The organism is Pseudoxanthomonas sp. OG2 (assembly GCF_014192765.1).
In the GTDB taxonomy this organism is placed as follows: Bacteria; Pseudomonadota; Gammaproteobacteria; order Xanthomonadales; family Xanthomonadaceae; genus Pseudoxanthomonas_A; species Pseudoxanthomonas_A beigongshangi.
The window spans coordinates 513,360-538,210 of record NZ_JACHYM010000002.1 but is presented as its reverse complement, the minus strand read 5'-3'; the positions used below and the strand labels follow the sequence as shown (position 1 = coordinate 538,210).

Below are 24,851 nucleotides of genomic sequence, written 5' to 3'. Positions count from 1 at the left end.
GGCGATGGATCAGCCGGCCCGCTTGCGGGTGACGAACTCGTCCACCGTGTCGATGGTGTCGAAGTTGGCCGGGGTCATTTCCTCCGGCACGATCTGCAGCTTGAACTGATCCTCCAGGAAGAAGATCAGCTCGTGGATGCCGGTCGAGTCGATGATGCCGCCGCGAATCAGCGAATCCTGGTCCCCGATGGCGGTGGGGTCATCCGAGAACAGGAAGTTCTCCAGGATGAACTGCTTGATCTGTTGTTTCTGCTGCATGGGGGTCCCCTGTGGCGGTTTCGCTTGCTGTCATTGAAAACGCAAGCCCGGCGGGCATCCGGCCAGTCCGTACGGTGGCGTTGGCGTGGTTGGTGGCGGTGTTACCATCGCGGCGGTCTTCACGCCGGGGAAGCTCGCGATGCGCCGTCTGCCACTGGTTCTGCTGCTGGGATTGGCGGCCTGCCGCCAGGATGCGCCGGCGCCTTCCGTGCAGCCCCACGTGGTCCGCGGGGCGACCCCCGTCCCCTACGTTTCGGAGAAGGGCGCTTACACCGTGACCGAACTGGTCACCGGACTGGAACACCCCTGGGCGCTGGCCTTCCTGCCGGATGGCGGCATCCTGATTACGGAACGCCCGGGCCGGCTGCGCCGCATCGCGGCGGACGGCGAGGTGTCCGCGCCCATCGGCGGACTGCCCGACATCTTCGTCGACGGCCAGGCCGGGCTGCTGGACGTGGCGCTGTCGCCGCAGTTCGCGCGCGAGCCCTGGGTCTATCTGGCGTTCGCCGAACCCACCTTCCGTGGCAACAAGGCCGGCACCGCGGTGGCGCGCGGAAGGCTGGAGGGCGACCAGATCAAGGACGTGGAGGTGGTGTACCGGCAGGAACCCAAGCTCTCGCATGGCACCCACGTCGGCGCGCGGCTGGTGTTCGACGACGCCGGCCACCTGTTCGTCACCCAGGGCGACAACCGGGTGGCCGCCGCCGCCGCGCAGGAACTGGACAAGCTGCAGGGCAAGGTGGTGCGGATCTGGCCGGACGGGCGCATCCCGGACGACAACCCGTTCGTGGGCAAGGCCGGCGCGCGCCCGGAAATCTGGTCCTACGGGCACCGCAACATGCAGGGCGCGGCGCTGCACCCGGTCACCCGCGCACTGTGGACCAGCGAGCATGGCCCGCAGGGCGGCGACGAGATCAACCTGCCGCGACCGGGCGCCAACTACGGCTGGCCGCTGGCCACCCATGGCATCGACTACAGCGGCAAGCCGGTGGAAGGTGCGCGCGGGCGCAGCGTGCCGGGGATGGAGGATCCGCATTACGTCTGGGAGAAATCGCCGGCGGTCAGCGGCATGGCGTTCTACACCGGTGGCCTGTTCCCGCAGTGGCAGGGCAACCTGTTCCTGGGCGCGCTGGCGACCAAGCAGCTGATCCGGCTGGAGCTGGACGGCGACAAGGTGGTGCACGAAGAGCGCCTGCTGGGCGAGCGCAACCAGCGCATCCGCGATGTGCGCCAGGGACCGGACGGCGCGCTGTACGTGCTGGTGGACGCGCCGGACGGCAAGCTGTTGCGGATCGCGCCGCCGGCGGGCGCCGCGGGTGCGCCGGGCGGCTAGATCGCGGCGGCCACCGCCGGCGCTACCGCCATGGCGGGCTTGCGCGCGATGAAGTCCACGCTGGTGATGCAAAGCTGTTCCGGCGGAATGCCGGCGAACTGCGGATGCACCGGCGTGGCCGCCAGTTGCCGCAGGCGCTCTGGGCGCGCGTTCGAGGTGTCCAGCACGATGGCGAAGCCGCAGTCGCGGGCGTCATCGACGAAGCGGTGCGCGCGCAGCCGGTTCTGGTACAGGAAGGCGTTGTTCCAGCGTTGCCACTGGCGATCGGAATAGCGCAGGTAGTGCAATTGGTGAATCTCGCGATCCACGTAGGCGTAGTGATCGCCGCAGTTGACTGAGTGGAACATGATGCCGCCCGGCGCCAGGATCCGCATCGACTCGCGATACATCGCGCCGATGACTTCCGGCGGCACGTGTTCCAGCACGCTGTTGGAGAACACCACGTCGACCTCGCCGTCGGCCAGGGAGGTGCGGGTGGCGTCAGCCGGGGCGCGGTACTGGATCACGCCGTCGGTGGCCGCTTCCAGCGAATCGCCGGCCAGCAGGCGGTTGCGCAGGCGCAGGTAACGCTCGCGCACCGCATGCGGATCCGCGCCGCCGGCTTCGGCGATGCGCGGCAGGAATTTCTCCAGCATGGCCACGCACCGCTCGGTGAGGTCGCGGCGCAGGTGGGTGTTCAGATCGTAGGTGGTGATGCGCGCCGCGCCGGCCAGGTAGCAGGCGAACGGGAAGGTCGGGTACCAGCCGGTGCCGATCTCGAAACCGCGCATGCCGGCGAACGGCGCGCCGGCATCGCGCAGGTGGCCTGCCATGATCGCCCAGTCGTCGATCTTCACCGACAGTTCGCGCTCGAAGTCCTGCAGGCCGCCGAACTGGCGTTGCAGGTGGAAATGCAGGGTATGGCCGCCGGGCAGGTATCCCAGCACTTTCTGGACCATTCCTTTGACTCGCCAGTGCATGTCGGCTCCGTGATCGGGTGGGTGCGCTCAGCCCGCCGGGACGGCCAGCGGCGCGTCGGTGGCGCGATGGGCGTGGGGGGCGGTGCGCGTTTCGTTGAGCTGGCGGTGCACCAGCATGGTCGAGAGGATGCCGACGAACGCCTGGTTGTCGGCGAAACCGGTGGCGCGGCCCTGCCGGCATTTCTCCACCAGCCGCGACACCGCCTGCGGTTCGAAGTAGCCGGCGTCGCGGATGGAGGCCGGCGCGAGCAGTTCGGCGACGTAGTCCAGCGGCTTTCCGTCGAAGAAGAAACTCTGGCTGTCCGGCGCGCGATAAGGCTGCTTGGTACGCTGCACGATGTCGGCCGGCAGCAGATCCGCCAGCGCGCGGCGCAACAGGTACTTTTCGGTCATGCCACGGATCTTGAAGCTCGGCGGCAGCCGGTTGGCGAACTCGATGACCCGGTGATCCAGATAGGGGAAGCGGCCTTCGATGGAATTGGCCATCGCCACCCGGTCGCCCTGCGAGGACAGCAGGTAGCCGGCCAGCAGCGACTTGGCCTCCACGTACTGATCGCGCGCCAGCGGACTCCACGCCATGATCTCCGGTGGCAGGGTCTGCTCGTAGGCGTCGAGCGGATCCCAACTGGTGGAGGCCGCGCGCAGATCCGGCGAGAGGAATCCCAGCGCGCGCTGCGAAGTGGTCCAGCGCGGCACGTGCGCGAACACCGGCCGGTGCAGGTGCTCCATGCCCTGGCCGAAGAACGACTGGGCGAAACCCGGGTGGCTGACCGGCGAGTTGCGCAGGTAGCCGTACAGGCGTTCCAGCAGGCGCGGGCGCAGGCGCGAATCCGGTTGCCGCGCCCAGAACCGGCGCACCTTGGCCTCCTTGAACAGGTCGTAGCCGCCGAACACCTCGTCGGCGCCTTCGCCGGTCAGCACCACCTTGTAGCCGTGCTCGCGCACGCTGCCGGCCAGCAGCATCAACGGCACCGGCGCGGTGCGCAGCACCGGCGTCTCGGTGTGGCGGATCAGGCGCGGGAACGCTTCGCCGATATCGCGGCGGGTGCAGCGCAGGGTGGTGTGATCGGTGCCGAGGTGGCGGACCATCGCCTGCTGGTGTTCGCTCTCGTCGAACTCGCCGTCCTCGAACGCGACCGAGAAAGTGCGGACGGGCGTGTCGGTGAACCCCTTGATCAGCGCGACGATGCCGGAGGAATCCAGGCCGCCGCTCAGGTAGGCGCCGACCGGGACGTCGGCGCGCAGTTGCAGGCGCACCGCGTCGACCAGCAGCGTGCGTAGTTCGGCGGTGGCCTGTTCCACCGACAGCGGGTAGCGCGATGGCGAGGTTTCGGCGGCGTCCGGAAACGTCCAGTTCCAGTAGGGACGCAGGTGCTGGCTGCCGTCGGCCTCGATGCTCAGCAGGCAACCCGGCGGCAGGCTCTGCACGCCGTCGTACAGGGTGTCCGGATCCACCGGCGCCCAGTAGGTCAGGGTCTGCATCAGCGCGCGCGGATTGAGCTGCGCGCATTCGGGCAGTACCGCCAGCAGCGACTTCACTTCCGAGGCGAACCACACCCGGCCATGGCGATGGGCGTGGTACAGCGGACGGATGCCGGCGCGATCCCGCGCCAGCACCAGCCGCCGGCGTTCGCCGTCCCACAGGGCGATCGCGAACTGGCCGTTGAGGTGCTGGACGAAATCGTCGCCGTAGCGGTCGTACAGGTGCACGATCACTTCGGTATCGGAGTGGGTGTAGAAGCGGTGGCCGCGGGCTTCCAGATCCCGGCGCAGTTCCACGTAGTTGAAGATCTCGCCGTTGAACACCGTCCACGCCGTGCGGCGCTCGTTGTGGATCGGTTGATCGCCGGTGGCCAGGTCGATGATCGACAGCCGCGCATGCGCCAGCGCCGCGCCGGGTTCGGCGTGGAAGCCGAAGCCGTCCGGGCCGCGATGGGCCAATGGATGGATCATCCTTTCCAGCGCCGGGCGGGCGCCGTCCGGGGTCACGTCAGCGCCGCTGAAACCTGCGATTCCGCACATGGTCGGGTCTCCTTCGCGGCGGAATCAGGTGGAACCGGCGGCGTACAGCGCACGCTCGCCCCGGGCTTCGGCCAGTACTTCCTCGCAGGCCAGCAGGGTGTCCTGGGCGACCTGGCGCCAGTCGCGCGAGAAGCGGCGGGCCAGGGCGGCCTCGTCCCAGTCGCGTTCCAGCGCTTCGCGCAGGCCCTCGGCCAACGCGGCCGGATCGCGCGCCGGCACCAGCACGCCGCTGGCCGCGTCGACCACCTCGGGAATGCCGCCGACCGGGGTGGCCACCACCGGCCGGCCGCAGGCCAGCGCCTCGACCAGCACGTTGGGATGGCCTTCGGAATAGCTGGGCAGGGTGACCAGATCGGAGGCGCACATCCAGCGCGCGACTTCCGCCGGCGGGCGCGTGCCGGCGAAACGCACCGGCAGCTCGCCGGCCGCGGCCAGCGCCGCCAGTTCCCCGTGCATCGGGCCTTCGCCCACCAGCACCAGTTGCAGGCGCGGCCGGCTGGCGCGCAGCGCGCCGGCGGCGGCGAGCAGTTCGCGCAGTCCCTTCTCGGGCACCAGCCGGCCCACGTAGGTGACCACTTCGGCGTCCGCGGGCAGATCCAGCGCCCGCCTGGCCTCGGCGCGGTCGGCCGGATGGAAGATGGACGCATCGCAGCCGTTGGGGATGGCGCGGATGCGGTCCGGATGGGCACCGTAGTCGCGTTCGGCGACCCGGCCCAGATCCTCGCTGACCACCAGCAGGCGGCGGGCGGCATGCAGCACCGGGCGGGTCAGCCGGCGGCTGATGGCGTCGCGCACGCGCAGGTCCGAGCCGCGCGCGCCCACCACCAGCGGCACTTCGGCCTGGCGCGCGGCCAGCATCGCCCCGTAAGCATCCGGATAGAGCCAGTAGGACAGCACCAGGTCCGGCGCGAAGGCGCGCAAGGGCGCGGCGATGGCGCGCGCGCACAGCCGGCCGTTGAACGGGCGGCTGACCGCCGGCAGGGCGGGGTAGCGCACGTATTCGACGTCGCAGCCCGGCACGCTGTGGTGCTCGTCCGAGGCCCGGTAGAGGTAGCTGCGCGGCTGCGCCCAGCGCGGATAGGTGGCGACCGGGCTGAGCACGCGCACCTGTGCCAGCCGCGAAAGCTCGCGCACGGTCTGGTAGATCGGGCGGCCGCGGTTGGGCTCGCCGGCAATCGGGAACTGCGAAGTGACGATCAGCAGCCGCATGTCGCCCCGCCTCGGCCGGATGCCGGGAACTGGCCTGTTGCGGGACTCGCTAGCGTTATATCGACCATGCAGTGAACCGGTTCCGGGAGTTGAAGTGGTCCGCGAAAATTCGCCTTCCGTGCGCGTGGTGGAGCTGGATGCCCTGCGGGGCATCGCCGCCGTGGCCGTGATGGCTTACCACTACACAACGCGGTACACGGAGCAGATAGGCCATGCGGGGGGCATGCCGCTGGACCTGCTGGCCGGCAAGTACGGGGTGCAACTGTTCTTCCTGATCAGCGGCTTCGTCATCTTCATGACCCTGGAACGGACCCGGACCGCGATGGATTTCGTGGTCTCCCGATTTTCCCGGCTGTTTCCCGCCTACTGGGCGGCGCTGGCCCTGACCAGCCTGGTGGTCTATTCGATCGGCCTGCCGTTGCAGCAGTTGTCGCTGCACGACTGGGCGCTGAACCTGACGATGTGCCAGGAGTTCCTGGGCGGCGAGCACCTGGACGGTTCGTACTGGACCTTGCAGATCGAGCTCTTCTTCTACGCGCAGATGCTGCTCTGGTACATGCTGGGGCTGCTGAAGCGGATCCACTGGATCATCGCCGGCTGGCTGGTGCTGGCCGCCATCGAAGGGCTGTGCGAGAAGAATGGCTGGCACTTTTCCTACGTGCTGCGCGAACTGCTGATCCTGCGCTTCATCCCGTTCTTCGCGATGGGCATCCTGTTCTACCGGATCCGCCAGAATCCGGAGGAATGGCGATTGAACGCGACCATGATCGGGCTGTGCCTGCTGGCGATCGCGGTCGGCGAGCGGCCGGTGTTCCTGCTGGTGGGCACGGTCTGCTGCGCGATCTTCATCGCCTTCACCCTTGGCTGGCTGCGCTTCCTCAATGTGCGCTTCTTCGCCTGGCTGGGCACGCTGTCCTATTCGCTGTACCTGATCCACCAGGCGATCGGCTTCGCGGTGATGTACCGGCTGGAGCAGTTGGGCGTGCCGAGCCTGGCCGCCTGCGGCGCGGCGGTGGGGGTGGCGTTCGCCCTGGCCGTGCTGCTGAGCCACGGGGTGGAGAGGCCGGCGATGCGCTGGATCCGTTCGGAGTGGAAGCGGCGCGGCATGCGTCTGGAGACCGCGTGAGCACGTACGATGGCGCCCACGCGGGGCGGGGTGGGGACGGGGTTTGAAGGACAGGCACAAGATCGTTTCCGCCGCCGCGTGGAGCATTGGCGCCGGCCTCGCCGGCCGTGCCGTCGGGTTGCTGGGCACGCTGCTGATCGCCCGCCACCTGAGTCCGGACATCGTCGCCGAGGTGACGGTCGCCACCATCATCGCGCTGACCGGCAACTGGATCGGTGCCTGGGGCTGCGGCCAGTACGTGATGGTGCGCGGCGGCGAGGGGCGCGAGGCGATCTTCACCGCCAGCGTGTTCTACCTGCTGGCCGGTTCGCTGGTGATCGCGGCGACCTGGTGGGCCACGCCGTGGCTGGCCGATTGGTTGCAGGCGCCGAACCTGGCGGCCTACCTGCCCGGTGCCCTGCTGGGCATCGGCATCCGCCGGCTGGGCGCGATCCCCGACAAGCTGCTGGCGCGCGAACTGCGGTTCGGGCGCATCGCCATGGCCACCGCGCTGGGTGACGTGGCCTACGCCACCGTCGCGGTGACCCTGGTGAGCACGACCAATCTCGGCGGTCGCGCGATGATCCTGGGTTTCATCGCCCAGTCCTGCGTGATCGCGGGGATCACCATCACCGGCACCGGCTGGCGCAGCTGGCTGGCGCCGGCCCGCCTGCGCTGGGCGCGGGTGCGCGACATCATCCGGTTCGGCGCGCCGATCACCGGCGAAATCACCCTTGCCGAGGGCGGGCGCTACTGGGACAAGCCGCTGATGCTGCGGCTGGTCGGCGCGCATGACGCCGGCGCCTATGGCATGGCCTTCAACCTGGCGCAATTGCCTGCGGTCTACGTGGGCGGCCATATCGGCACGGTGATGGTGCCGGCGATCGTGCGCGCGGAACCGGCGGCGCGCGCGCCGCTGATCGTCAACGCACTGGTGGTGGCGGCGGTGCTGCTGTGCCCGATGGGGGCGGGCCTGGCGATGGTCGCGCCGACCCTGGTCGCCGCGTTGCTGCCGCCGACCTGGGCGCTGGTCGCGCCGCTGCTGGGCGTGCTGGCCTTCATGCTCCTGCTGGGACCGGGCAGTTACATCCTGTCCTCGTTCCTGACCTCGCTCGGCCGCAACGCGATCCTCATGTGGATCGAGGTCGCGACGATGGCGGTGCTGTTGGCCGCGTTTGCCGTGCTGGCGCGTTGGGGAGTGATGGCGGCGGCTTTCGCGGTCGGGGTGGCGATGCTGGTGCAGTGGTTGCTGACCGTCCAGGCCTGCCATCGCGATGGCGTGCGGCTGGGACGCCTGTGGTCGCCGCTGTCACGGGTGGCGCTGGCTTGCGTGGCGATGGCGCTGGCGGTATGGGGCGCGCGCGCGCTGATCGCCGGCCAGGTGCCGGCCTCCGCGCAGCTGCTGCTGGAAGTGGCCACCGGCGTGCTGGCCTATCCGGTGGCGCTGGGCGTTTTTGGCGGCGGGTTGCTGGGGAACCTGCTGCAGTCGGCGGGCCTGGGACGGCTGCCGTTGCTGGGACGCTGGTTGCGCGGTTGAAGAACGGGGTGGTGCGGGGCGATCGCCCCGCGCATGCGGAATCATGGCTTCCAGGGAAGCCGAAGGGGAAGAAAGGGGATGTTCGATTTCAATGCCATCGTGCTGTTGCGACGCGAGGCCGGCAGCGCGGGCGACAATCCGCTGGCACCGGAGCAGCGGTTCGTCGAGCTGAGGCTGGGCGACGAGGCGCGGCTGTCGAAGGTGTACCGGCAGCAGGGCCGCACCGGCGACCCGGCGCGCCTGCGCCGGCGCTTCGAGCGCGGTTTCCGCTGTTTCGCGATCGAGGAGGGCGATGAAGTGATCGCCTGGTTCTGGGCGCTGCACGGGGTGCCGCGTTACTTCGACGAGATGGGCTGGCTGTTTCCGCTGGACAGGACCCAGGTCTGGCTGCGCGATGCCTACGTCGTGCCGCGCCGTCGCGGCCGCCGCTTGCTGCTGGCGATGATGGCGATCGGCAGCACGGTGGAATCCGCGCCGCTGGAGTACCTGTCCGATGTCAGCTACATCAATCGTCCGTCGCTGCGTGCGCACCGGACGATGGGCTTCAAGCCGTTCGCCACCGTGTGCAGCCTGATGCTGGGTGGGCGGTTGCTGTGGCGGAGCCAGCCGCCGACGCTGCTGCCGGCGCCCACGGCGCTGCATCCGCACAAGCGCCTGCTGTGGTTGAGCGCCGAGGAGCGCGCCTGGCATCGCACCGAGATCGCCTGAGCCGCCGGTGCGTGCGGACGGCGGGTTTCAGTCGTCGTGGCCCAGCCGGTACGCCAACGGCCGCAGTGCGCGCGCCGCCGACAGCCAGCGATTGGCCGCGGATCCGGCGGCGAGCACGCCGGACACCATGACCTGCTGATCCGGCAGCAGCTCGGCCAGGTAGGAGTTCTCCTGCGCCTGGCTGTCGAACTGGCGCAGGTGCGGCCAGCGCGCATGCATCGCTTCGAAAAGCTGCCACTCGTTGAGCCGGCCGGGGCTGGCCTGGCGATACTCGGGATCCCAACCGGTCTTGAAGCCGCTGAGGACCTGGCCCGACATCAGGTTGCTGGTCGAGGCGATGACCTTGCCCGCGCACAGCGTCTCGACGAACACCAGCGCGCCGGTTGGCGCCAGCCGCGCCGCCATTTCAAGGAAGAAGCCGCGCTGGGCCGCGCTGGCATGCAGCGAGCTGCCGGCCTCGCCCTTCCAGCCGGCGTGCTCGAGCGCGAGGTGCCGTTCGGCCGCGGCCTGGTCGGCATCTCCCCCCTGCAGGATGCGGGTGGCGACTTCACCCTGGTCCTGCAGCCGGCGCAGGCGTCGGCGCAGGTCCTTGAGCACCGAGGCGCGCATGCGCGCGGCGGTGGAGATCCCGGCCCTGGCGCGGAGCACCGGTCGCTGGAAGCGCCGGGTTTCGTGCCATTGCAGGCGTGGATCACGGGTGGCCCACAGCGCCGCCGACAGCGGGCATTCGGCCACCAGGTTGTGCAACAGCAGTACCGGGGCCGGTGACCGCGGCTGCGCCATCAGATCGATCATCGCGGCGGCGACCGTCTCGGCGGCGCCGGGCGCATGCAGCAGGCCGGACTGGAACGCGTGCGCATGGCGATAGCCGCGCCAGTGCGGCAGCGGCACGAACAGGTTGGGCCGCCGGCGTTCCAGGCAGGCCAGGCCGATCAGTGCGCCGACGCCGTCGCGCACGCGCAGCAGCGTCGGCGGGGCGTGCGGCGTCAGCCAGCGCGCCGCCGCCTGCACGAAGCCCGGCATCAGGAATGGATTGGAAGCCGCGCTGGTGCCGGCCAGGGCCTCCCATTCCGCGAAGTCGGCGGCCTGCAGGCGATCCCAGGGATCCAGGGCGACCGTGGCGGTCATGCCGGCACGGTTCCATGCTTGCGGCCGCGCAATGCATCCATCACCCGCGTGCGCAGGCCCACGCGATCCACCGACAGCCAGGCCATGCGGCCTTCGGCCATCGCCAGCACGCGCTTGTAGTCCATGTCGCCGGCCATCAGTTCGTAGCGCGACTGGCCCTCCTGGATCGCGTGCTGCACCGCTTCGGTCAGCAACAGGAGTCCGGGACTGCCGCAGTCGCCGATGCGCGGGTAGTCGATGCCGGCCTGGTAGAAGCAGACCACGCCGCGCGACACCAGGTGGTAGAGATAGCCGACCACATGCCCGCCGGCCTGGAAGCGCAGCAGTTGCGCGCCATGTCCGGGCTCGGAGTCGGCGATCAGCTGGCGATGGAAGGCGACGATGCGCGGATCGGCGAACGCGCCCTGTTCACCGGCTTCGGCGGTCCAGTGCGCCTGATGCAGCGCGACCAGGCCATCGAAGAACGCCAGCCGCTCCTGGGCCGTGGCCGCCACGGCCACCTGCAGTTCGCCCCAGCGTTCGCCCAGCCTGCGGGCGGTGCGGCGCACGCGGGCGCGGGTGTTGCGTCCGAGCACGCTGGACAGGTACAGGCCGTGGTCTTCGCGCAGGCCGGTCAGATCGATGTACGGCGTCGGCCGCTTGAACATGCGCAGGCGGAGATCCGGCGCGCGCATCTGTTCCAGCGGAATGCGATCGACCTCGATGCCCGGCAGGAACAGGGTGAGCCAATGACGCTCGTGGCGATGCAGGTGATCCACGAATGCCACCAAGGTGTCGCTTTCCAGTCCGGCCTCGCTGAGCAGGCCGTTGAATTCGATGGTCAGGCTGTCGAGCGCGCGATCGCCCACCTGGTGCAGCCGCAGGTGGGTGGGACCCAGGCCGAAGAAGCGGCGGCGCGCGGTGACGATGCCCAGCCCGACCAGGCGCTTGTTCAAGTAGACCGACGCCAGCCGCGCGGTCCTGCGCGGGCAGATCAGCTTCAGCCAGGTGCCGATCCACAGCCAGCTGAGGAACACGCTGCAGTGGGAGCGGCTTTCCAGCTCCTCCCAGCGCAGGCGCAGGACCTCGAGATCCGGCAGCGGCTCCAGGCGGACTTCGAATGAGCGGGTGGCGGGCGAGAGCATCGCGGGTTTCTCGTATCCGTGGAGAGGCGTCACCACGACCCCGCGCGACCGCGCGGGATCAGGGCGGGTGATGCAAGAGCTGTGCCACGCGGGCGCGCATCAGCGGAAGGAGCGGGAAGGAACGCGACGCGGTCAACCGAACGTCGCATCCAGCCCCTGCTCCACGCCCACGCGCGGCGTCCAGCCCAGCTGTTCGCGCGCGGCGGTGGTGTCGAAATTGGCCAGCGGCCGCAGCGAACGCACGCGGTAGCGGGTCAACGGCACGTCGCGCTTGAGCAGCTTGCCCAGCAGTTCCACGCCCCAGCCCAGCAGCATGAAAATCCCCACCGGCACCCGCAGCCGCTTGAGTTCGCCGCCCAGCTTGCGCTGCGCGCGCTGCAGGTAGGCTTCCTGGGTGACGGCGGAGGTGTCCACGATGTTGAAGATGCGGCCGGGCGCACCGGGCGCGTCGGCCGCCTGCACCAGCGCGTCCACCACGTCGTCGATGTAGACCAGCGGCAGGGTCTGCGCGCCGCTGCCCACCGCGACCCAGCGACCGGCCAGGCCGATGACGCCGTTGGGGGTGACCTTTTCCGCGCCGGGGCCGAAGATCTGGCCGGGCCGCAGGATCACCGCCGGCAGGCCCTGGCGCTCGATCGCCTCGCGCACATGGCGCTCGGCGCTCAGCTTGGTCTGGGTGTAGGCGCCGCGCCATTCCGGATGCGGTTCATAGGCGGAGGATTCGTTCATCACCGCGGTCGGCGCGCGGCCGGCGTGATCGAACACGCTCATCGAACTGACGTAGACCAGGCGGCGGCTGCCATGGGCCAGGCAGGCGTCGACGACGTTGCGTGTTCCCCACACCGTGCCGGCCTCGAAATCGCGCGGTCCGCCGCGCATGGCCGCGCCGACGTGATAGACCACGCCCGCGCCCTTGACCGCGTGGTCGACGATGCGCGGGTCGCCCAGGTCGCCGATCACCGACTGCACGCCGGGATCCAGTGCATAGGCGGCGACCGGACGACGCACCAGCACGCGCACGCTGCGGCCCTCGGCGCGCAGGCGCGCGACCAGCCGGCGGCCGAGGAAACCGGCGGCGCCGGTGACCAGCGCATCGACGGGCGGCAATTCGGTGTAGCGGCTTTCCAGCAACGCCAGGCGCTGGCGATCCGGTTCGGCGCACAGCGGTTCCAGCAGGCGCGCGATGCGCAGCGCGTCCTCGCCGGTGAACGGCGGTGCGGCGCCATCGCGCGCGGCCTGCGCGAATGCCTGCGCGCCGTGGCGGATGCCGGGAGAGGGCTTGAGCATCCCGGTGGCGAAGCGCACCACGTTCCAGGGAATCCGGAACACGTCCTTGAACGCGCTGATGAAAGAGTTGGCGACGATGCCGATGAACTTCGGGCCGGGCAGCACGCGGTGGACGCGGCAGGTCTGCAGGAAACGATCGACCTCGATGGTGCCGCGGGTGCCGCGCACGAACACGCGGTTCTCCATCGGCCGCGCGTTCCAGGACAGCAGCAGCCGGCCGGTGCCGCGCGCGGCGCGCACCTGCGCCTGCCACTCGTCGAAGTGCAGGTTGGGATCGGCGCCGCGGGCCTGGAACGCGACCTCGGCATGTTCGATGTCGCCGAGGAACGCCTCGATGGTGTACAGGCCGTGCACGCCGAGATCGCGGAACGGATAGGAACCCTGGGTCACCGAACCGGGCAGCGGGCCGCCGGCGTAGGGCGGATATTCGGAATTGCGGATGATGTCGACCGACACCACTTCGCCGATTTGGCCGTCGCGCACGGCCTGCAGGGCCTGCATCAGCACCGGGTCGAACAGGTCCGAATGATTCACGCCCAGCAGCAGGCCGCGGCTGCGGGCGCTGGCGATCATCGCTTCGCAATCGGCCACGCTGTCGGCCATCGGCTTTTCGACCAGCACGTGGCAGCCCATGTCCAGCGCCGCCAGGGCGATGGCCGGGTGCGACGAAGGCGGGGTGAGCACGTACACCGCCTGCGGCTGCGCGTCGACGAGATCCTCCAGGCGCGCGGCCGCGCGCGCCACGCCGAAGCGCTGGGCCAGCGCCTGCGCCGCCGGCAGCTGGCTGTCGCAAATGCCGACCACGTCGACGAAATCCAGGCGCTTGAGCGCGGCCAGGTGGTGGGTGGCGACATAGCCGGCGCCGACGATGGCGACGCGCAGCCGGGTGGAAGCGGAAGCGGGCATGGGGGTATTGAGCATGATCAGGAAAGGGGGCGTTGGCGTTGCAGGGCTTGCGCGAGGGTCTCGAGCACCGTGTCCACGCGGCGATCCCAGGTCTGGTCGGCGACCGCGGCGATGCGTTCGGCGGCGGCTTGAGGCGTGTCCTCGGCCAGCGCGCTTTCCAGCGCGCGCAGGTACTCCTCGCGATCGCGGGCGATGCGCACCCAGCGCGAGAACTTCTCGATTTCGGGGTTGTGCACGCTCACCACCGGCTTGCCGGTGGCCAGGTACTCGCGCAGCTTGAGCGGATTGGAGTTGGCCACCTGGCGATTCATCCGGTACGGGATGATCGCCACGTCGAAGGCCTTGGCCCATTGCGGCAGGGTGGCGTAAGGCTGGGCTCCGGCCAGGCGCACGTTGGGCAGCGCGCGCAGTTCGCTCACGTCGGCGGCGGCATGGCCGACCAGCAGGAAGGTCCACTGCGGGCGCTGGCGCGCCAGCCATGCAATCAGGTCCAGGTCGATCCATTCGTGCAGCGAGCCGATGTAGCCAATCACCGGCCCGGGCAGGTCGCGCGCGGCGGCGGGCAGTTCGGTACCGGCCTCGCTAGCGCGGCGGAACAGATCCACGTCCACGCCGTGCGGGGAGTAGACCGTGCGCGGATTCAGTTCGCGCTTGCGCGCCAGCAGCGCCGGCGGGGCGACGAACTGGAGGTCGGCGGCGCGGCTCAGGGCTTCGTCGCGACGACCGATCAATTCCGGATCCACGCCCGGGTGCGCGGCGTAGTCGTCGATGCAGTAGTACACGCAGAACTCCTCGCCCAGGCGCCCGGCCAGGAAGCCCGGATGCGGAACGGCGAACCAGGAGATGCGCCGCTGGATGCCGACCGCGCGCAGCGCGCGACGCACGGCCCAGCGCCCGAACAGGCGGTTGAATGCGTCCACGCCGGGAAAGCGCCGGAACGGCAACTGCGGCACGGTGCAGCGCCAGAATCCCTCGCGGATGCGTTCGGGGCGGCGCAGCGCCGCGCTCAGCTTGCGCCATGCCTTCTTCAGATCCCGTCCGGACGCATTGGGCGCGCGCATGCCGGGGGAATCCACGTACAGCACCGGCATGTGGCCGGCCAGGCGGGTGGCGATGTGGTGGCTGCTGGTGCGGTTTTCCGCGTTCCAGTCGTTGCCGAAATAGACCACGCCCAGCCCCTGCAGGGTCGTATCGGCGTCAGTCATCGCGCCACCATGCGATCAGCCAGGCAGTGGCGCCATGGTGGATCCAGTCCTTGCGCACGCCCGGGATGTCTTCCACGTGCGGGCCGATCCGCCCGCAGGCCGGCGCGAAGAATGTCACCAGCCCGTTGCGGCCCAGGTGACGCATGCGCGCGATCGTGGCGGCGGGCTCGCTCAGGTAGTAGAGCACTTCGCAGGCGGTGACCAGATCGAAGCGGTGGCGCTGTTCGCCCCAGGGCTGGTGGAACAGGTCGGCGGCGGCGAAATGCGCGCGCGGCAGCCGCGCCTGCGCGCGCGCCACCGCGTGCGCGCTGACGTCCAGGCCGTACTGTTCATCGCTCAGGCGCGCCAGGTATTCGGTCTGGTGGCCTTCGCCGCAACCGATCTCGAGCACGCTGCCGACCCGGCCGAAGGCCTGTTCGATCACCCGGTTGGTGGCCTCGAAGCGGGTCCGCTCCATCGCCGAATCCATGTTCCAGGGATCCTCCATGCGATAGGCCATGTCCAGCCGCGCATGGTTGTCGCTGCCGCCGACGCCGCGCAGCGCGTACTTCATCCACAGGCGTCGCTGCGCCTTCTTCAGCAGTCCGGCGGTGCCAGCAAACATTCGAATCCCCCTGAACCTTCGTCCTTCAGCAGTGCGGCACCTCCTCGGTCGCCGCATGCGCGCTTGCCTCGTCCACCCGCAGCGGCCGCAGTGGCGAGCTGTACCAGCCGGCCACCCTGCCGCAGCGGAACTCCACCCACGAAGGGCCGTAGTCCCAGCGGGCCGCGTGCTCGCCATCGGGCTCGCCGAGGATGCGCCGGGCCTGCCGGGTGTCCATGCCGACGGCAAGCCGGCTGGTGATCTCCGGCGTGCCCAGTCCCGGCGAAACCGCGTCACCGGGACCTGCGGGATCCAGCGAGGGCGTGGCGCTCTTCTGAGCGCCCCACCAGTACAGCACCAGCGCGAGCAGCGCCAATATCAGTAAGTAACGGCGACGACGCGGAAATCCGGTCACCGGGTCGGGCACGGGTTCCTCGTCGGCATCGTTGGCCGGTTCGGAATCGCGGGTCCAGTGCGCCTGCTCGGCGGCGAACGCGAGCGCGGGACCCGGCGCCAGGGCAGGAGGGAAATCGTCCACCAGCACGGGAGCATCGCCGCCGTCGTCCGGCGACACCGGTGTCGGCCGCGATGCGCCGGGCAGGCGGCCGTGGGCGCGGTGGAATTCCAGCGCCGCCGCGTACATGCGGTTCAGCCGCTGCAGTCGCGCGACGTCGGCGGGGTGGCGCTGGTGATCCGGATGCAACTGCATCACCCGGCGCCGGTAGGCATGCTTGAAAAGCTGCATGCTGCACTCCGCGTCCAGCCCCAGTTCGTTGTACAACGCGACGAAGTCGGTATCGTCCGACATGCAGGACACGCCCCTGATAATCCCCGTTTACGTTAGCGCAGCGCGCTTGCGTTCGCCTGCCAGACGACAAACCGGAGCGGATGCGGCCAACCGGCGCCGGCGTGGCCGGATTCGGCGGCAATCCGCGTATTCAGGGCATCGGGCATGGTTGCCGGATGCGGATGGATGATGGCCAGGGGAGCATCGAAACAGGCAAGGGAGCGTGCGGGCCGCAGGCAACTGCTGGCGCGCTGGTGCCACCGTGCCGGCGTGCTGCCGCTGCTCGGCAGGATGCGGCTGCGCTCGGGCGACGCGGTGCGCGTGCTGGCCTATCACCGGGTACTGGAATCGGCCGAACCGGCCGACTTCAGTTTCGACACCGATCTCATCAGCGCCTCGGCGGATGCGTTCCGCCAGCAGATGGCCTACCTGAAGCGCCACTTCGTGCCGATGACTTTCGCACAGGTGCTGGATCACCTGGACCAGGGCCGGCGGCTTCCCCGCGGTGCGGTGCTGGTGACCTTCGACGACGGCTACGACGACAACTACCGGATCGCCTTCCCGATCCTGCGCGAGTTGGGCATGTCGGCGATGTTCTTCGTATCGACCGGCCATATCGATTCCGGCCGTCCCTACGCATATGACTGGCTGGTGCACATGGTGTGTTCGACCCCGGCCGCGCGCCTGCAGGCGCCGGAGCTGGGTGTGGACTGGGCGCTGGGCCCGGACCTGGGCGAACGCCGCGCGCAGGCCTCGGAATTGCTGGACCGGCTCAAGTCGCTGGATGACGAGGGCCAGGGCGCGCTGATCGCGCGGCTGGAGCGCGAGTGGAGCCTGCCGCGCTCGGAGGGACATCCCCATTGCCGGCCGATGACCTGGGACCAGTTGCGCGAAATGCGCGCGGCGGGCATGGAAATCGGTTCGCACGGCGTGGACCACCGGATGCTGGCCAAGCTGCCGCGGGATCGGATGGTTGCCGAGGTGCAGGGTTCCAAGCAGGCGCTGGAGCGCGAACTGGGCGGCCCGGTCGCGGTGCTGTCCTATCCGGTCGGCGGGCCGGACGCGTTCGACGGCGACACGGTCGAGGCGGTGCGGGCGGCGGGATTCCGGATGGCCTGCAGCTACGTGGCCGGCACGCGCGCGATCGAGGCCACCACGCTGTACTCGGTGCCGCGGTTGCCGGTGGAGCGGCAGATGGACCGGGAATGGTTCGAGGCGATGGTGGCGGTGCCGGAGGTGTTCAGCTACACATCAAGGTTGCGCACAGGTTGAACGAGCGGAGCGACAGGGGCTGATGTTCTTTTTCTTGTTGGTGTATCTGGCGCTGGTGATCATCCGGCCCCAGGACTATCCGGCCATTGCCGAGAACCCGGGGCCGCCGCTGCAGTCGATTGCGCTGCTGCTGGCCGCCGGCCTGTGGGTGTTCTCCGCGCGCAAGTCGTTCTCGGCGCCGCAGTACCTGCTGATACCGTGCTTCCTGTTCGTGGCCATGGTTTCCAAGGTGGTGAACGGCTGGCCGGGCGGCGCGCTGTTCGTGTTCTTCATCTTCGCGCCGGTGCTGCTGGCCTACGTGCTGCTGGCCAACGCGGCCCACACCCGCGAGCGGCTGGAAACGGTGATGGCGGTGCTGACCATCTGCGCGGGCGTGCTGGCGCTGCATGGCGTGGAACAGGCCACCATCGGCATCGGCTGGACGGGGGTGGAACTTTCGCAGGGCACCCGCATCCAGTACGTGGGCATCTTCAATGATCCCAACGACCTGGGCCTGTTGTTCGTGATGTGCCTGCCGATGGCCTTCTACCTGAGCGCGCGGGGCGGCCTGATGGGCCTGCGCCGCCTGTTCTGGCTGGCGGTGGCCGGCCTGCTGGTCTATGGCTGCTACCTGACCAACTCGCGTGGCACCCTGCTGGCGCTGGTCGCGCTGCTGGGCGTGTACGTGTGGCGCAAGCGCGGCATCTTCACCGCCGGCCTGCTCGGGGTCGCGGCGCTGGGCGGGCTGATGATGCTGCCCTCGCGCCTGCAGGACATGGAGGTCTCCGAAGCCTCCGCGATGGGCCGGGTGGACTCCTGGTACGAAGGCATCCAGATGTTCATCGGCAACCCGGTGTTCGGCATCGGCGCCGGTGGCTACTCGGATCTGCACGAGCTGACCGCGCACAACTCCTTCGTGCTGGTGCTGGCCGAAATGGGCATCATCGGTTTCACCCTGTGGCTGGCGATCGTCGGCTACAGCTTCCGGATGATGCTGGCGCCGCTGCAGCGCGGCGACGACATCATCAACGACGTGCCGCCGGAAGTGCCGGACGATGAGGCGCTGGCGGACTGGCGCAAGGATCGCGCGCTGACCCTGACCCTGCTGATGTCGCTGAGCGGCTTCATCACCGCCGCGTTCTTCCTCAGCCGCAGCTACGTGATCATCCTGTACCTGCTGATCGCCATCGTGGTTGCCCACTACACCCGCCTGCGCGAGGTCTACCCGAGCCTGCCCGCGTTCAGCCTGGACAAGGACCTGCTGCGCTGGCCGATTTACGCCGTAATCGGCGTTATCGGGCTGTACGTGGTGGTCAAGGTCCTCCTGGCAATGGCATGAACAGTCGGTCGCGCACCCTCAGCAACACCCTGTTCTCCTCGGTGGGCACCTACACCGAGTACGTGCTGGGCATGCTCACCTCGATCGTCATCGCCCGGCACCTGGGGCCGGACGGTTTCGGTACCTACAGCCTGGTCATCTGGCTGGTGGCGATGGGCGTGGCGATCACCAACTCGGGCACCGCCAGCGCGGCGATCAAGTTCGTCGCCGAACTGCGCGGCACCGAGCGCACGGAGATGGTGCCGTACCTGCTGGACTACCTGCGGCGCGCGCAGCGGATTTTCCTGCTGGTGGTACTGCTGGCCGGCGCGGCGGTATTCATCTTCGGCGGCGACCACATCGCCCCGGGCATGAACCACAAGTTGCTGCTGGGTTTCCTGGTGGTGGCGGTGGCGCTGCGCTCGTCGTACATGTTCAACATCGGCGTGGCCAAGGGCTTCGAGAATTTCCGCGCCACCGCGACGGTGGCGCTGGTATCCACGCCGATCAACCTGCTGCTGGTGCTGCTGGCTTGGCGGCTGGATGCGCCGGTGGAGTGGCTGCTGGCGGTGTTCGTCATTTCCAGCTTCGTGTTCTTCGGCATCTCGTTCCGCCAGATCGCACCGATGGTGCCGGCGCGCCAGCCGGGCGTGCAGTTGCCGGCCCCGCTGCTGGCGCGGGTACGACGGCACATGGGCTGGACCGCGCTGACGGTATCGGTCGGCTTCATGGCGGCCAGCGAAGTGGAAGTGATGTTCCTGAACATGTACGCCGACAGCCATGCCGCCGGCCAGTTCAAGGTCGCCTACCAGTTGGCCATCGGCGCGGCGATGCTGGTGCCGGGCGTGTTCGGGGCGCTGCTGCTGCCGATGATGGCCAATGCATTGAGCCGCGGGCGCGAGATCGCCGCGCAGCGCTTCGTCGCCACCACCGGCTATCTCGTCCTGCTGGCCGCGCCGCTGGCGGCGTTCGGCGTGGTGTTCTGCAACGACGTCATCCATTTGCTGTACGGCCGCGAGTACTACGCGGCCGGACCGGTGTTCGCGGTCTGCCTGGTGGCGGCCTGCCTGACCGCGATGACCCAGGGCGGCTCCAGCCTGCTGGTCAGCGCCGACCGCCAGCGCAGCATCCTGGTGCTCGTGATCATCTGCGCGCTGCTCAAGGTGGTCCTGGACGCGGTGCTGATCGCGCATTTCGCGCTGAAGGGCGCGGTGGTCGCCTACATCACCGTCGCCACCGTCAACGCGGCGGTCTACATGACCCTGGCCACCCGGGTCAGTCACGCGCAGCCGGAATGGGCGCGGCTGGCGCGCATCCTGCTCGCCGCCGCGCTGGCCGGCCTGCTCGCCTGGCCGTTGCGCGGCCTGCTGCCGATCGCCTCCGTGCTGGCCGGTGGAACGGTCCTGGTCCTGGCCTACGTACCGTTGACGCTGCTGCTGGGGTGCTGGAGCCGCGGCGATATCGAACACCTGCAGCACCTGCACCAGCGCTTCGCCGCGGGCCGTCCACGGCTGGGCGCACGTTTCCTGGCCTGGGCCTACCAGCGCGCGCCGGGGGAGGGCACCTCATGAGCCTGTACGAACCGCTGTTCCGGCGCGTGTTGTTCCCGCTGTACGAATCCGGCCTGCGCCGACGCAAGACATTGCGCTACCTGGACGAGTACGAGCGCAGCCAGACACTGGACGAGGAGGCGCTGCGCGCGCTGCAATGGCGCAAGCTGCAGCAACTGCTGCGCCATTGCTGGGAGCAGGTGCCGTTCTACCGGCGGACCTGGAGCGAGCTGGGCATCCGCTCGCCCGAGGACATCCGCGACCAGGACGATTACGCCCGCCTGCCGTTGCTGGACAAGCCGACCATCCGTGCCAACTTCGAAGAGCTTATCGCGACCAACCGGCGCGAGGGCCTGCTGTACAAGACCACCGGCGGATCCACCGGCGAACCGCTGAAGTTCGGCTACACCCACGAAAGCTACGAGCGCCGCATGGCGATCATGTGGCGCGGCTACGGCTGGGCCGGCGCGCGCCTGGGCCAGCGCACGCTGTACCTGTGGGGCACGCCGGTCGGCGCGCAGAAGCGCAAGGATCGCCTGTACCACGCGGCCTTCAACCGCTACATGCTCAGCGCCTTCGAGATGAGCGATGCGCGCATGGCCGAGTATGCCGACGCCATCGACCGGTTCCGCCCCGAGACCATCGTTTCCTATGTCGCGCCGATCGTGAAGATGTCCGAATGGCTGATCGCCAACGGCCGCCGCGTGCATCGGCCCCAGCGCATCCTCGGCGCGGCCGAGACGCTGCACGAGAGCCAGCGCGCGTTGATTGAGCAGGCTTTCGGTTGTCCCGCCTACAACACCTACGGCTGCCGCGAGTTCATGCTGATCGCGGCCGAGTGCGAGCACCGCAAAGGGCTGCACATCAACGTCGACCACCTGCACGTGGAACTGGGCGCGGGCGTTGGCGACGACGCTGCCGGCCCGCGCGAGATCATCGTCACCGACCTGCACAACCTGGGCATGCCGCTGCTGCGCTACGTCAACGGCGACCTGGCGACACCGGGGCAGGGGCGCTGCAGCTGCGGACGCGCGTTGCCGCTGCTGGCCAGCGTCGATGGCCGCAAGCTGGACGCCCTGCGCACGCCGGACGGCCGTTACATTCCCGGCGAGTTCATCGTGTACGCTTTCCTGGGCGCCACCGGCATCCGCCGCTACCAGGTGGTGCAGAAGCGCCTGGACGCCTTCGAGATCACCCTGGTGCGCGATCATGATTTCGATCCGTCGGTGGTCGAACGGATGGGCGCGGAACTGCGCAAGGTGATCGGCCAGCAGGTCGCGCTGGATTTCCGCTTCGCCGACGACATTCCGCTGACCGCGACCGGCAAACAACGCGTGACGGTATCTGAACTGACATGAAGGGTATGGAAGTCATCCACTTCGTCGAGAACCTGGAGCGCGGCGGGCTTGAGCGCACCGTCATCGATCTGGTCGCGGCCCAGCGCGACGCCGGCCACGAGTGCCGGGTGATCTGCCTGTTCGAACCCGGCCAGTTGGCATCGGAACTGACCGCGCAGGGCGTGGAAGTGACCGCCTGCCACAAGCGGCGTGGCCTGGACTGGTCGGCGGTGCGCCGCGCCCGCGCGCTGCTCCGCCGCCACCCCGGCGCGGTGCTGCATACCCACAACGCCACCGCGCACTACCATGCGGTGCTGGCGGCGTGGGGCCTGCCGCTGGTGCGGGTGATCAACACCCGCCACAGCATGGGGGCCGTGGATCCGCGCAGTCGCAAGGAATGGCTGTATCGCCGCAGCATGCGCCTGACCGACTACGTCGCCGGCGTGTGCGAAGCCGCGCGCCGGTGTTTCGACGACCAGGGCGTGCGCCCGCGCGAGCGCCTGCTGGCGGTGCCCAACGGCATCCGCCTGGAACGCTTCCAGGCCGCCGATGCGGCCGGGCGCGCGGCGCTGGCCGCGGAGCTGGGCTGGCCCGCCGACTGCCGCATCATCGGCACGGTCGGGCGGCTGCAGCCGGTCAAGGAGCAGCAGGGACTGTTGCGCGCGTTCGCGAGCTTGCGTGAGGAGATGCCGCAGGCGGTGCTGGCGGTCGTCGGCGATGGCGCCCTGCGTGCCCCGCTTGAACGCCTGGCCGGTGAATTGGCCCTGGGCGATGCCGTGCGTTTCCTTGGCGACCGCAGCGATGTGCCGCGGCTGCTGACCGGGATGGAAGTGTTCGCACTGCCTTCGCGCAGCGAGGGCTATTCGATCGCGTTGCTGGAGGCCTGCGCCGCGGGCCTGCCGATCGTGGCCACCGACGTCGGCGGCAATCGCGAGATCGTCCGCGACGGCCACAACGGAAAACTGATCGCCCCGGGAGATCCCGACGCGCTGGCGGCGGCGCTGCTGGCCCTGCTGGAAGCGCCGGAGACCGCGATGCGGATGGGCCGTGCCGGCCGGGACTGGGTGCTGGCGGAAGGTTCGTTCCGGACCATGGCGTTGCGTTACGAACGCCTGTATGCCGGCCAGCCGAGCGCGCTGGGCGAGCTGGCTCCCGAGGTGGAGGTCGGCTGATGCGCGCGATTCGCCACATTGTCATCCGCAACCGTCATGATCCGCGTGCGGCTTCGTGCGCGGGCGCGCACCGCGGCATTTATTCCCCCGAATCCGGACCCTACGCCGCATGAACCCCCGGCCGCGCCGCCTGAAAGTCCTGCAATGGATGCCCAATGCCTGGCTGACGACCGCTGGCCCGGCTGACGGCCGCGCGATCTATCTGACCTTCGACGACGGCCCGCATCCCGAGCACACCGCGCCGCTGCTGGACCTGTTGGCCGAGCACGATGCGCGGGCCAGCTTCTTCCTGATCGGCCAGCAGATCGAACGGCACCCGGAGCTGGCCCGGCGGATTGCCGCCGAGGGGCACACGCTGGGCAACCATTCGTTCTCCCATCCGCGATTCGAAACGCTGTCGCTGCGGCAGCAGTTCGAGGAGATCGATCGCACCGACCGGCTGCTGACCGCCATCAACGGCCGCGAGCGACATGGCTTCCGTCCACCGCGCGGCGTGCTGTCGCTGCCGATGATCGCCCGCTGCATCCGCGAGCGCCGCCGTATCCTCTACTGGTCCTACGACAGCCTGGACTACAGCCGGCGGTCCGCCGGCGAACTGCTGGAAGTCATCGAACGCCATCCGATGCGGCCCGGCGAAATCGTGCTGATGCACGATGACAGCCAACTGTCGCTGGACCTGCTGCGCGAGCTGATCCCGGGCTGGAAGGCGGCCGGCTTCGCGCTGAGGGCACTGCCCACGCCGGAATGAATGCACTGGCGGGAGAGCCCCACCGCCCGTGAGCCCGTGGCCGGTTCGCCCCCCGCACCGCGTTGTTGGGAATGGCGGCAGACGCCGGACGAAGGCAGCGACAGGGGGAAGGCTTGAACGTTCTGACAGGAGTGGCCGTGCTGGCCGCCATCGTGGCGCTCGGTGCCTTCGCGATCTGGCGCCTGCTGCGCGCCCGCAACATGGAAATCTGGATCGGCAGTTACCTGCGCCGCAAGCCGCCGCAGGTCACCGGCCGGCCGGTCCACGTGATGTTCTGCTTCGTCGATCACTTCGAACCGATGTGGCGCGGCGCCGACCTGGCCACCCAGCGCACGCGGGTGGATCGCTGGTGCCGCGAGTACAGGGACATGGCCGCGCGCCACCGCGACGCGGACGGGCGCCCGCCGCAGCACAGCTTCTTCTATCCGGAAGAGGAGTACGCGCCGGAACACCTGGAGAAGCTGGCCGAACTGTGTGCTGATGGTTACGGCGAAATCGAGGTGCACCTGCACCACGACAACGACACCGAGGCCAATTTCCGCCAGAGCATCACCCGCTTCTGCCATATCCTGCACGAGCGGCACGGCGCGCTGCCGCGCGATCCGGCCAGCGGTGAACTGCGCTTCGGCTTCATCCACGGCAACTGGTGCCTGGACAATTCGCGTCCCGACGGCCGCTGGTGCGGCATCGACAACGAACTGATCCTGCTGCGCGAGCTGGGTTGCTACGCCGACTTCACCATGCCCTCGGCGCCGAGCGATACCCAGACCCGGATCATCAACTCGATCTACTACGCCACCGACGATCCGCACGCGCCCAAGTCGCACGACGACGGCACCCTGGTGCGGGTGGGTGGTACGCCCAGCGGCGACCTGATGCTGATCCAGGGACCGCTGGGACTGAACTGGCGGGACCGCCGGATGGGCCTGATCCCGCGCATCGAGAATGCCGACGTGCGCGGCGGCCAGCCGCCCACCGCCGAACGCGTGGACGCGTGGGTGCGTACCGGCGTGCACGTCGAGGGCCGGCCGGAGTGGGTGTTCATCAAGATCCACACCCACGGCACCCAGGAAGCGGACATGGACACGCTGCTCGGCGCGCCGGTGGATGCCATGCACGCGCATCTGGAATCGGTCTACAACGATGGCCAGCGCTACGTGCTGCACTACGTCAGCGCGCGCGAGGCCTACAACATCGCCAAGGCCGCCGAGGCCGGGCGCCAGGGCAATCCCAACGACTACCGCGATTTCGTCCTGCCGGCGCCGCGTTCGTCGTGGGCGGGCTCGGGTCGCAACACGGTCGCCCGGGACGCCGCGTGAACACC

The 24,851-nt window shown here is 69.3% G+C and carries 21 protein-coding genes; 11 read left to right on the top strand and 10 right to left on the bottom strand.

The genetic code is table 11. From position 1 onward, the window contains the following. Positions 1–9 precede the first annotated feature (9 nt). The gene (locus tag FHW78_RS15490; protein WP_183642589.1) at positions 10–258 is read right to left on the bottom strand and encodes an acyl carrier protein; all 249 of its coding nucleotides are present in this window, start codon (positions 256–258) and stop codon (positions 10–12) included. A 139-nt stretch (positions 259–397) separates the two neighbouring features. Between FHW78_RS15490 and FHW78_RS15485 the strand changes: the two genes are divergently transcribed. Then, positions 398–1,591 (top strand): PQQ-dependent sugar dehydrogenase, encoded by a 1,194-nt coding sequence (locus FHW78_RS15485; RefSeq protein WP_183642586.1) that lies wholly within the window; start codon positions 398–400, stop codon positions 1,589–1,591. Here the strand turns inward: FHW78_RS15485 and FHW78_RS15480 are convergent. Genes FHW78_RS15480 through FHW78_RS15470 form a run of 3 tightly spaced genes read right to left on the bottom strand, consistent with a single transcriptional unit; the run spans position 1,588 to position 5,781 of the window. Further along, positions 1,588–2,529 (bottom strand): class I SAM-dependent methyltransferase, encoded by a 942-nt coding sequence (locus tag FHW78_RS15480; RefSeq protein ID WP_218533581.1) that lies wholly within the window; start codon positions 2,527–2,529, stop codon positions 1,588–1,590. The two genes, FHW78_RS15485 and FHW78_RS15480, sit on opposite strands and share 4 nt — an antisense overlap. Before the next feature lie 48 nt (positions 2,530–2,577). Continuing rightward, positions 2,578–4,572, bottom strand: coding sequence for an asparagine synthase (glutamine-hydrolyzing) (gene asnB / locus FHW78_RS15475; RefSeq protein ID WP_183642583.1), 1,995 nt, complete (start codon positions 4,570–4,572; stop codon positions 2,578–2,580). A 24-nt stretch (positions 4,573–4,596) separates the two neighbouring features. After that, on the bottom strand, positions 4,597–5,781 hold the full coding sequence (locus tag FHW78_RS15470; protein WP_183642580.1) for a glycosyltransferase: 1,185 nt from the start codon (positions 5,779–5,781) through the stop codon (positions 4,597–4,599). Positions 5,782–5,875: 94 nt separating this feature from the next. On the opposite strand from FHW78_RS15470, the gene FHW78_RS15465 reads away from it, so the two are divergent. The 3 genes from FHW78_RS15465 (at position 5,876) to FHW78_RS15455 (ending at position 9,131) form a co-directional block, all read left to right on the top strand. After that, positions 5,876–6,907 carry an acyltransferase gene (locus tag FHW78_RS15465; RefSeq protein WP_183642577.1) on the top strand — a complete coding sequence of 344 codons (1,032 nt, stop codon included), beginning with the start codon at positions 5,876–5,878 and terminating at the stop codon, positions 6,905–6,907. A 43-nt stretch (positions 6,908–6,950) separates the two neighbouring features. Next, complete coding sequence (locus FHW78_RS15460; RefSeq protein ID WP_183642574.1) at positions 6,951–8,423, top strand: oligosaccharide flippase family protein; 1,473 nt, start codon at positions 6,951–6,953, stop codon at positions 8,421–8,423. A gap of 78 nt (positions 8,424–8,501) precedes the next feature. After that, on the top strand, positions 8,502–9,131 hold the full coding sequence (locus FHW78_RS15455) for a hypothetical protein (protein WP_183642571.1): 630 nt from the start codon (positions 8,502–8,504) through the stop codon (positions 9,129–9,131). Between the two features lie 27 nt (positions 9,132–9,158). Here FHW78_RS15455 and FHW78_RS15450 read toward each other — a convergent pair whose 3' ends face one another. The 6 genes from FHW78_RS15450 to FHW78_RS15425 all read right to left on the bottom strand — a co-directional run bounded on the left by FHW78_RS15450 (position 9,159) and on the right by FHW78_RS15425 (position 16,172). After that, positions 9,159–10,259, bottom strand: a complete 1,101-nt coding sequence (locus FHW78_RS15450) for a GNAT family N-acetyltransferase (protein WP_183642568.1) — start codon at positions 10,257–10,259, stop codon at positions 9,159–9,161. Beyond that, a complete protein-coding gene (locus FHW78_RS15445; protein ID WP_183642565.1) occupies positions 10,256–11,383 on the bottom strand; it encodes a GNAT family N-acetyltransferase in 1,128 nt (375 codons plus the stop codon). The genes FHW78_RS15450 and FHW78_RS15445 overlap by 4 nt, the downstream gene beginning before the upstream one ends. 132 nt (positions 11,384–11,515) lie before the next feature. Then, the gene (locus tag FHW78_RS15440; RefSeq protein ID WP_183642563.1) at positions 11,516–13,576 is read right to left on the bottom strand and encodes an NAD-dependent epimerase/dehydratase family protein; all 2,061 of its coding nucleotides are present in this window, start codon (positions 13,574–13,576) and stop codon (positions 11,516–11,518) included. Between the two features lie 17 nt (positions 13,577–13,593). After that, positions 13,594–14,781 (bottom strand): glycosyltransferase, encoded by a 1,188-nt coding sequence (locus tag FHW78_RS15435; protein ID WP_183642560.1) that lies wholly within the window; start codon positions 14,779–14,781, stop codon positions 13,594–13,596. Further along, positions 14,774–15,385, bottom strand: a complete 612-nt coding sequence (locus FHW78_RS15430; RefSeq protein ID WP_183642557.1) for a class I SAM-dependent methyltransferase — start codon at positions 15,383–15,385, stop codon at positions 14,774–14,776. Before FHW78_RS15430 ends, FHW78_RS15435 begins: the two co-directional genes overlap by 8 nt. A 25-nt stretch (positions 15,386–15,410) precedes the next feature. Continuing rightward, positions 15,411–16,172, bottom strand: a complete 762-nt coding sequence (locus FHW78_RS15425; RefSeq protein ID WP_183642554.1) for a DnaJ domain-containing protein — start codon at positions 16,170–16,172, stop codon at positions 15,411–15,413. Positions 16,173–16,340: 168 nt separating this feature from the next. Here FHW78_RS15425 and FHW78_RS15420 point away from each other — a divergent pair, with 168 nt between their 5' ends. The 7 genes from FHW78_RS15420 (at position 16,341) to FHW78_RS15390 (ending at position 24,846) form a co-directional block, all read left to right on the top strand. Beyond that, positions 16,341–17,423 (top strand): polysaccharide deacetylase family protein, encoded by a 1,083-nt coding sequence (locus FHW78_RS15420; RefSeq protein WP_255443316.1) that lies wholly within the window; start codon positions 16,341–16,343, stop codon positions 17,421–17,423. A 22-nt stretch (positions 17,424–17,445) separates the two neighbouring features. Then, positions 17,446–18,741, top strand: a complete 1,296-nt coding sequence (locus FHW78_RS15415) for an O-antigen ligase family protein (protein ID WP_183642552.1) — start codon at positions 17,446–17,448, stop codon at positions 18,739–18,741. Next, positions 18,738–20,291: an oligosaccharide flippase family protein gene (locus FHW78_RS15410; protein ID WP_183642549.1), complete on the top strand. Its 1,554-nt coding sequence runs from the start codon at positions 18,738–18,740 to the stop codon at positions 20,289–20,291. Before FHW78_RS15415 ends, FHW78_RS15410 begins: the two co-directional genes overlap by 4 nt. Then, complete coding sequence (locus tag FHW78_RS15405) at positions 20,288–21,628, top strand: phenylacetate--CoA ligase family protein (protein WP_183642546.1); 1,341 nt, start codon at positions 20,288–20,290, stop codon at positions 21,626–21,628. Before FHW78_RS15410 ends, FHW78_RS15405 begins: the two co-directional genes overlap by 4 nt. Next, on the top strand, positions 21,625–22,779 hold the full coding sequence (locus FHW78_RS15400) for a glycosyltransferase (RefSeq protein ID WP_255443314.1): 1,155 nt from the start codon (positions 21,625–21,627) through the stop codon (positions 22,777–22,779). The genes FHW78_RS15405 and FHW78_RS15400 overlap by 4 nt, the downstream gene beginning before the upstream one ends. Before the next feature lie 109 nt (positions 22,780–22,888). Next, complete coding sequence (locus FHW78_RS15395; protein ID WP_183642543.1) at positions 22,889–23,527, top strand: polysaccharide deacetylase family protein; 639 nt, start codon at positions 22,889–22,891, stop codon at positions 23,525–23,527. Positions 23,528–23,640: 113 nt separating this feature from the next. Then, positions 23,641–24,846, top strand: coding sequence for a hypothetical protein (locus FHW78_RS15390; protein ID WP_183642539.1), 1,206 nt, complete (start codon positions 23,641–23,643; stop codon positions 24,844–24,846). The last annotated feature ends 5 nt before the right edge of the window (positions 24,847–24,851 follow it).

Bases quoted from the DNA above. Each gene is read 5' to 3' on its own strand.
- asnB (WP_183642583.1), bottom strand. From the start codon at position 4,572: ATGTGCGGAATCGCAGGTTTCAGCGGCGCTGACGTGACCCCGGACGGC.
- FHW78_RS15470 (WP_183642580.1), bottom strand. From the start codon at position 5,781: ATGCGGCTGCTGATCGTCACTTCGCAGTTCCCGATTGCCGGCGAGCCC.
- FHW78_RS15425 (WP_183642554.1), bottom strand. From the start codon at position 16,172: ATGTCGGACGATACCGACTTCGTCGCGTTGTACAACGAACTGGGGCTG.
- FHW78_RS15485 (WP_183642586.1), top strand. From the start codon at position 398: ATGCGCCGTCTGCCACTGGTTCTGCTGCTGGGATTGGCGGCCTGCCGC.
- FHW78_RS15410 (WP_183642549.1), top strand. From the start codon at position 18,738: ATGAACAGTCGGTCGCGCACCCTCAGCAACACCCTGTTCTCCTCGGTG.
- FHW78_RS15395 (WP_183642543.1), top strand. From the start codon at position 22,889: ATGAACCCCCGGCCGCGCCGCCTGAAAGTCCTGCAATGGATGCCCAAT.
- FHW78_RS15430 (WP_183642557.1), bottom strand. From the start codon at position 15,385: ATGTTTGCTGGCACCGCCGGACTGCTGAAGAAGGCGCAGCGACGCCTG.
- FHW78_RS15480 (WP_218533581.1), bottom strand. From the start codon at position 2,529: ATGGTCCAGAAAGTGCTGGGATACCTGCCCGGCGGCCATACCCTGCAT.
- FHW78_RS15490 (WP_183642589.1), bottom strand. From the start codon at position 258: ATGCAGCAGAAACAACAGATCAAGCAGTTCATCCTGGAGAACTTCCTG.
- FHW78_RS15400 (WP_255443314.1), top strand. From the start codon at position 21,625: ATGAAGGGTATGGAAGTCATCCACTTCGTCGAGAACCTGGAGCGCGGC.
- FHW78_RS15445 (WP_183642565.1), bottom strand. From the start codon at position 11,383: ATGCTCTCGCCCGCCACCCGCTCATTCGAAGTCCGCCTGGAGCCGCTG.
- FHW78_RS15435 (WP_183642560.1), bottom strand. From the start codon at position 14,781: ATGACTGACGCCGATACGACCCTGCAGGGGCTGGGCGTGGTCTATTTC.
- FHW78_RS15440 (WP_183642563.1), bottom strand. From the start codon at position 13,576: ATGCCCGCTTCCGCTTCCACCCGGCTGCGCGTCGCCATCGTCGGCGCC.
- FHW78_RS15450 (WP_183642568.1), bottom strand. From the start codon at position 10,259: ATGACCGCCACGGTCGCCCTGGATCCCTGGGATCGCCTGCAGGCCGCC.
- FHW78_RS15405 (WP_183642546.1), top strand. From the start codon at position 20,288: ATGAGCCTGTACGAACCGCTGTTCCGGCGCGTGTTGTTCCCGCTGTAC.
- FHW78_RS15420 (WP_255443316.1), top strand. From the start codon at position 16,341: ATGGCCAGGGGAGCATCGAAACAGGCAAGGGAGCGTGCGGGCCGCAGG.
- FHW78_RS15415 (WP_183642552.1), top strand. From the start codon at position 17,446: ATGTTCTTTTTCTTGTTGGTGTATCTGGCGCTGGTGATCATCCGGCCC.
- FHW78_RS15455 (WP_183642571.1), top strand. From the start codon at position 8,502: ATGTTCGATTTCAATGCCATCGTGCTGTTGCGACGCGAGGCCGGCAGC.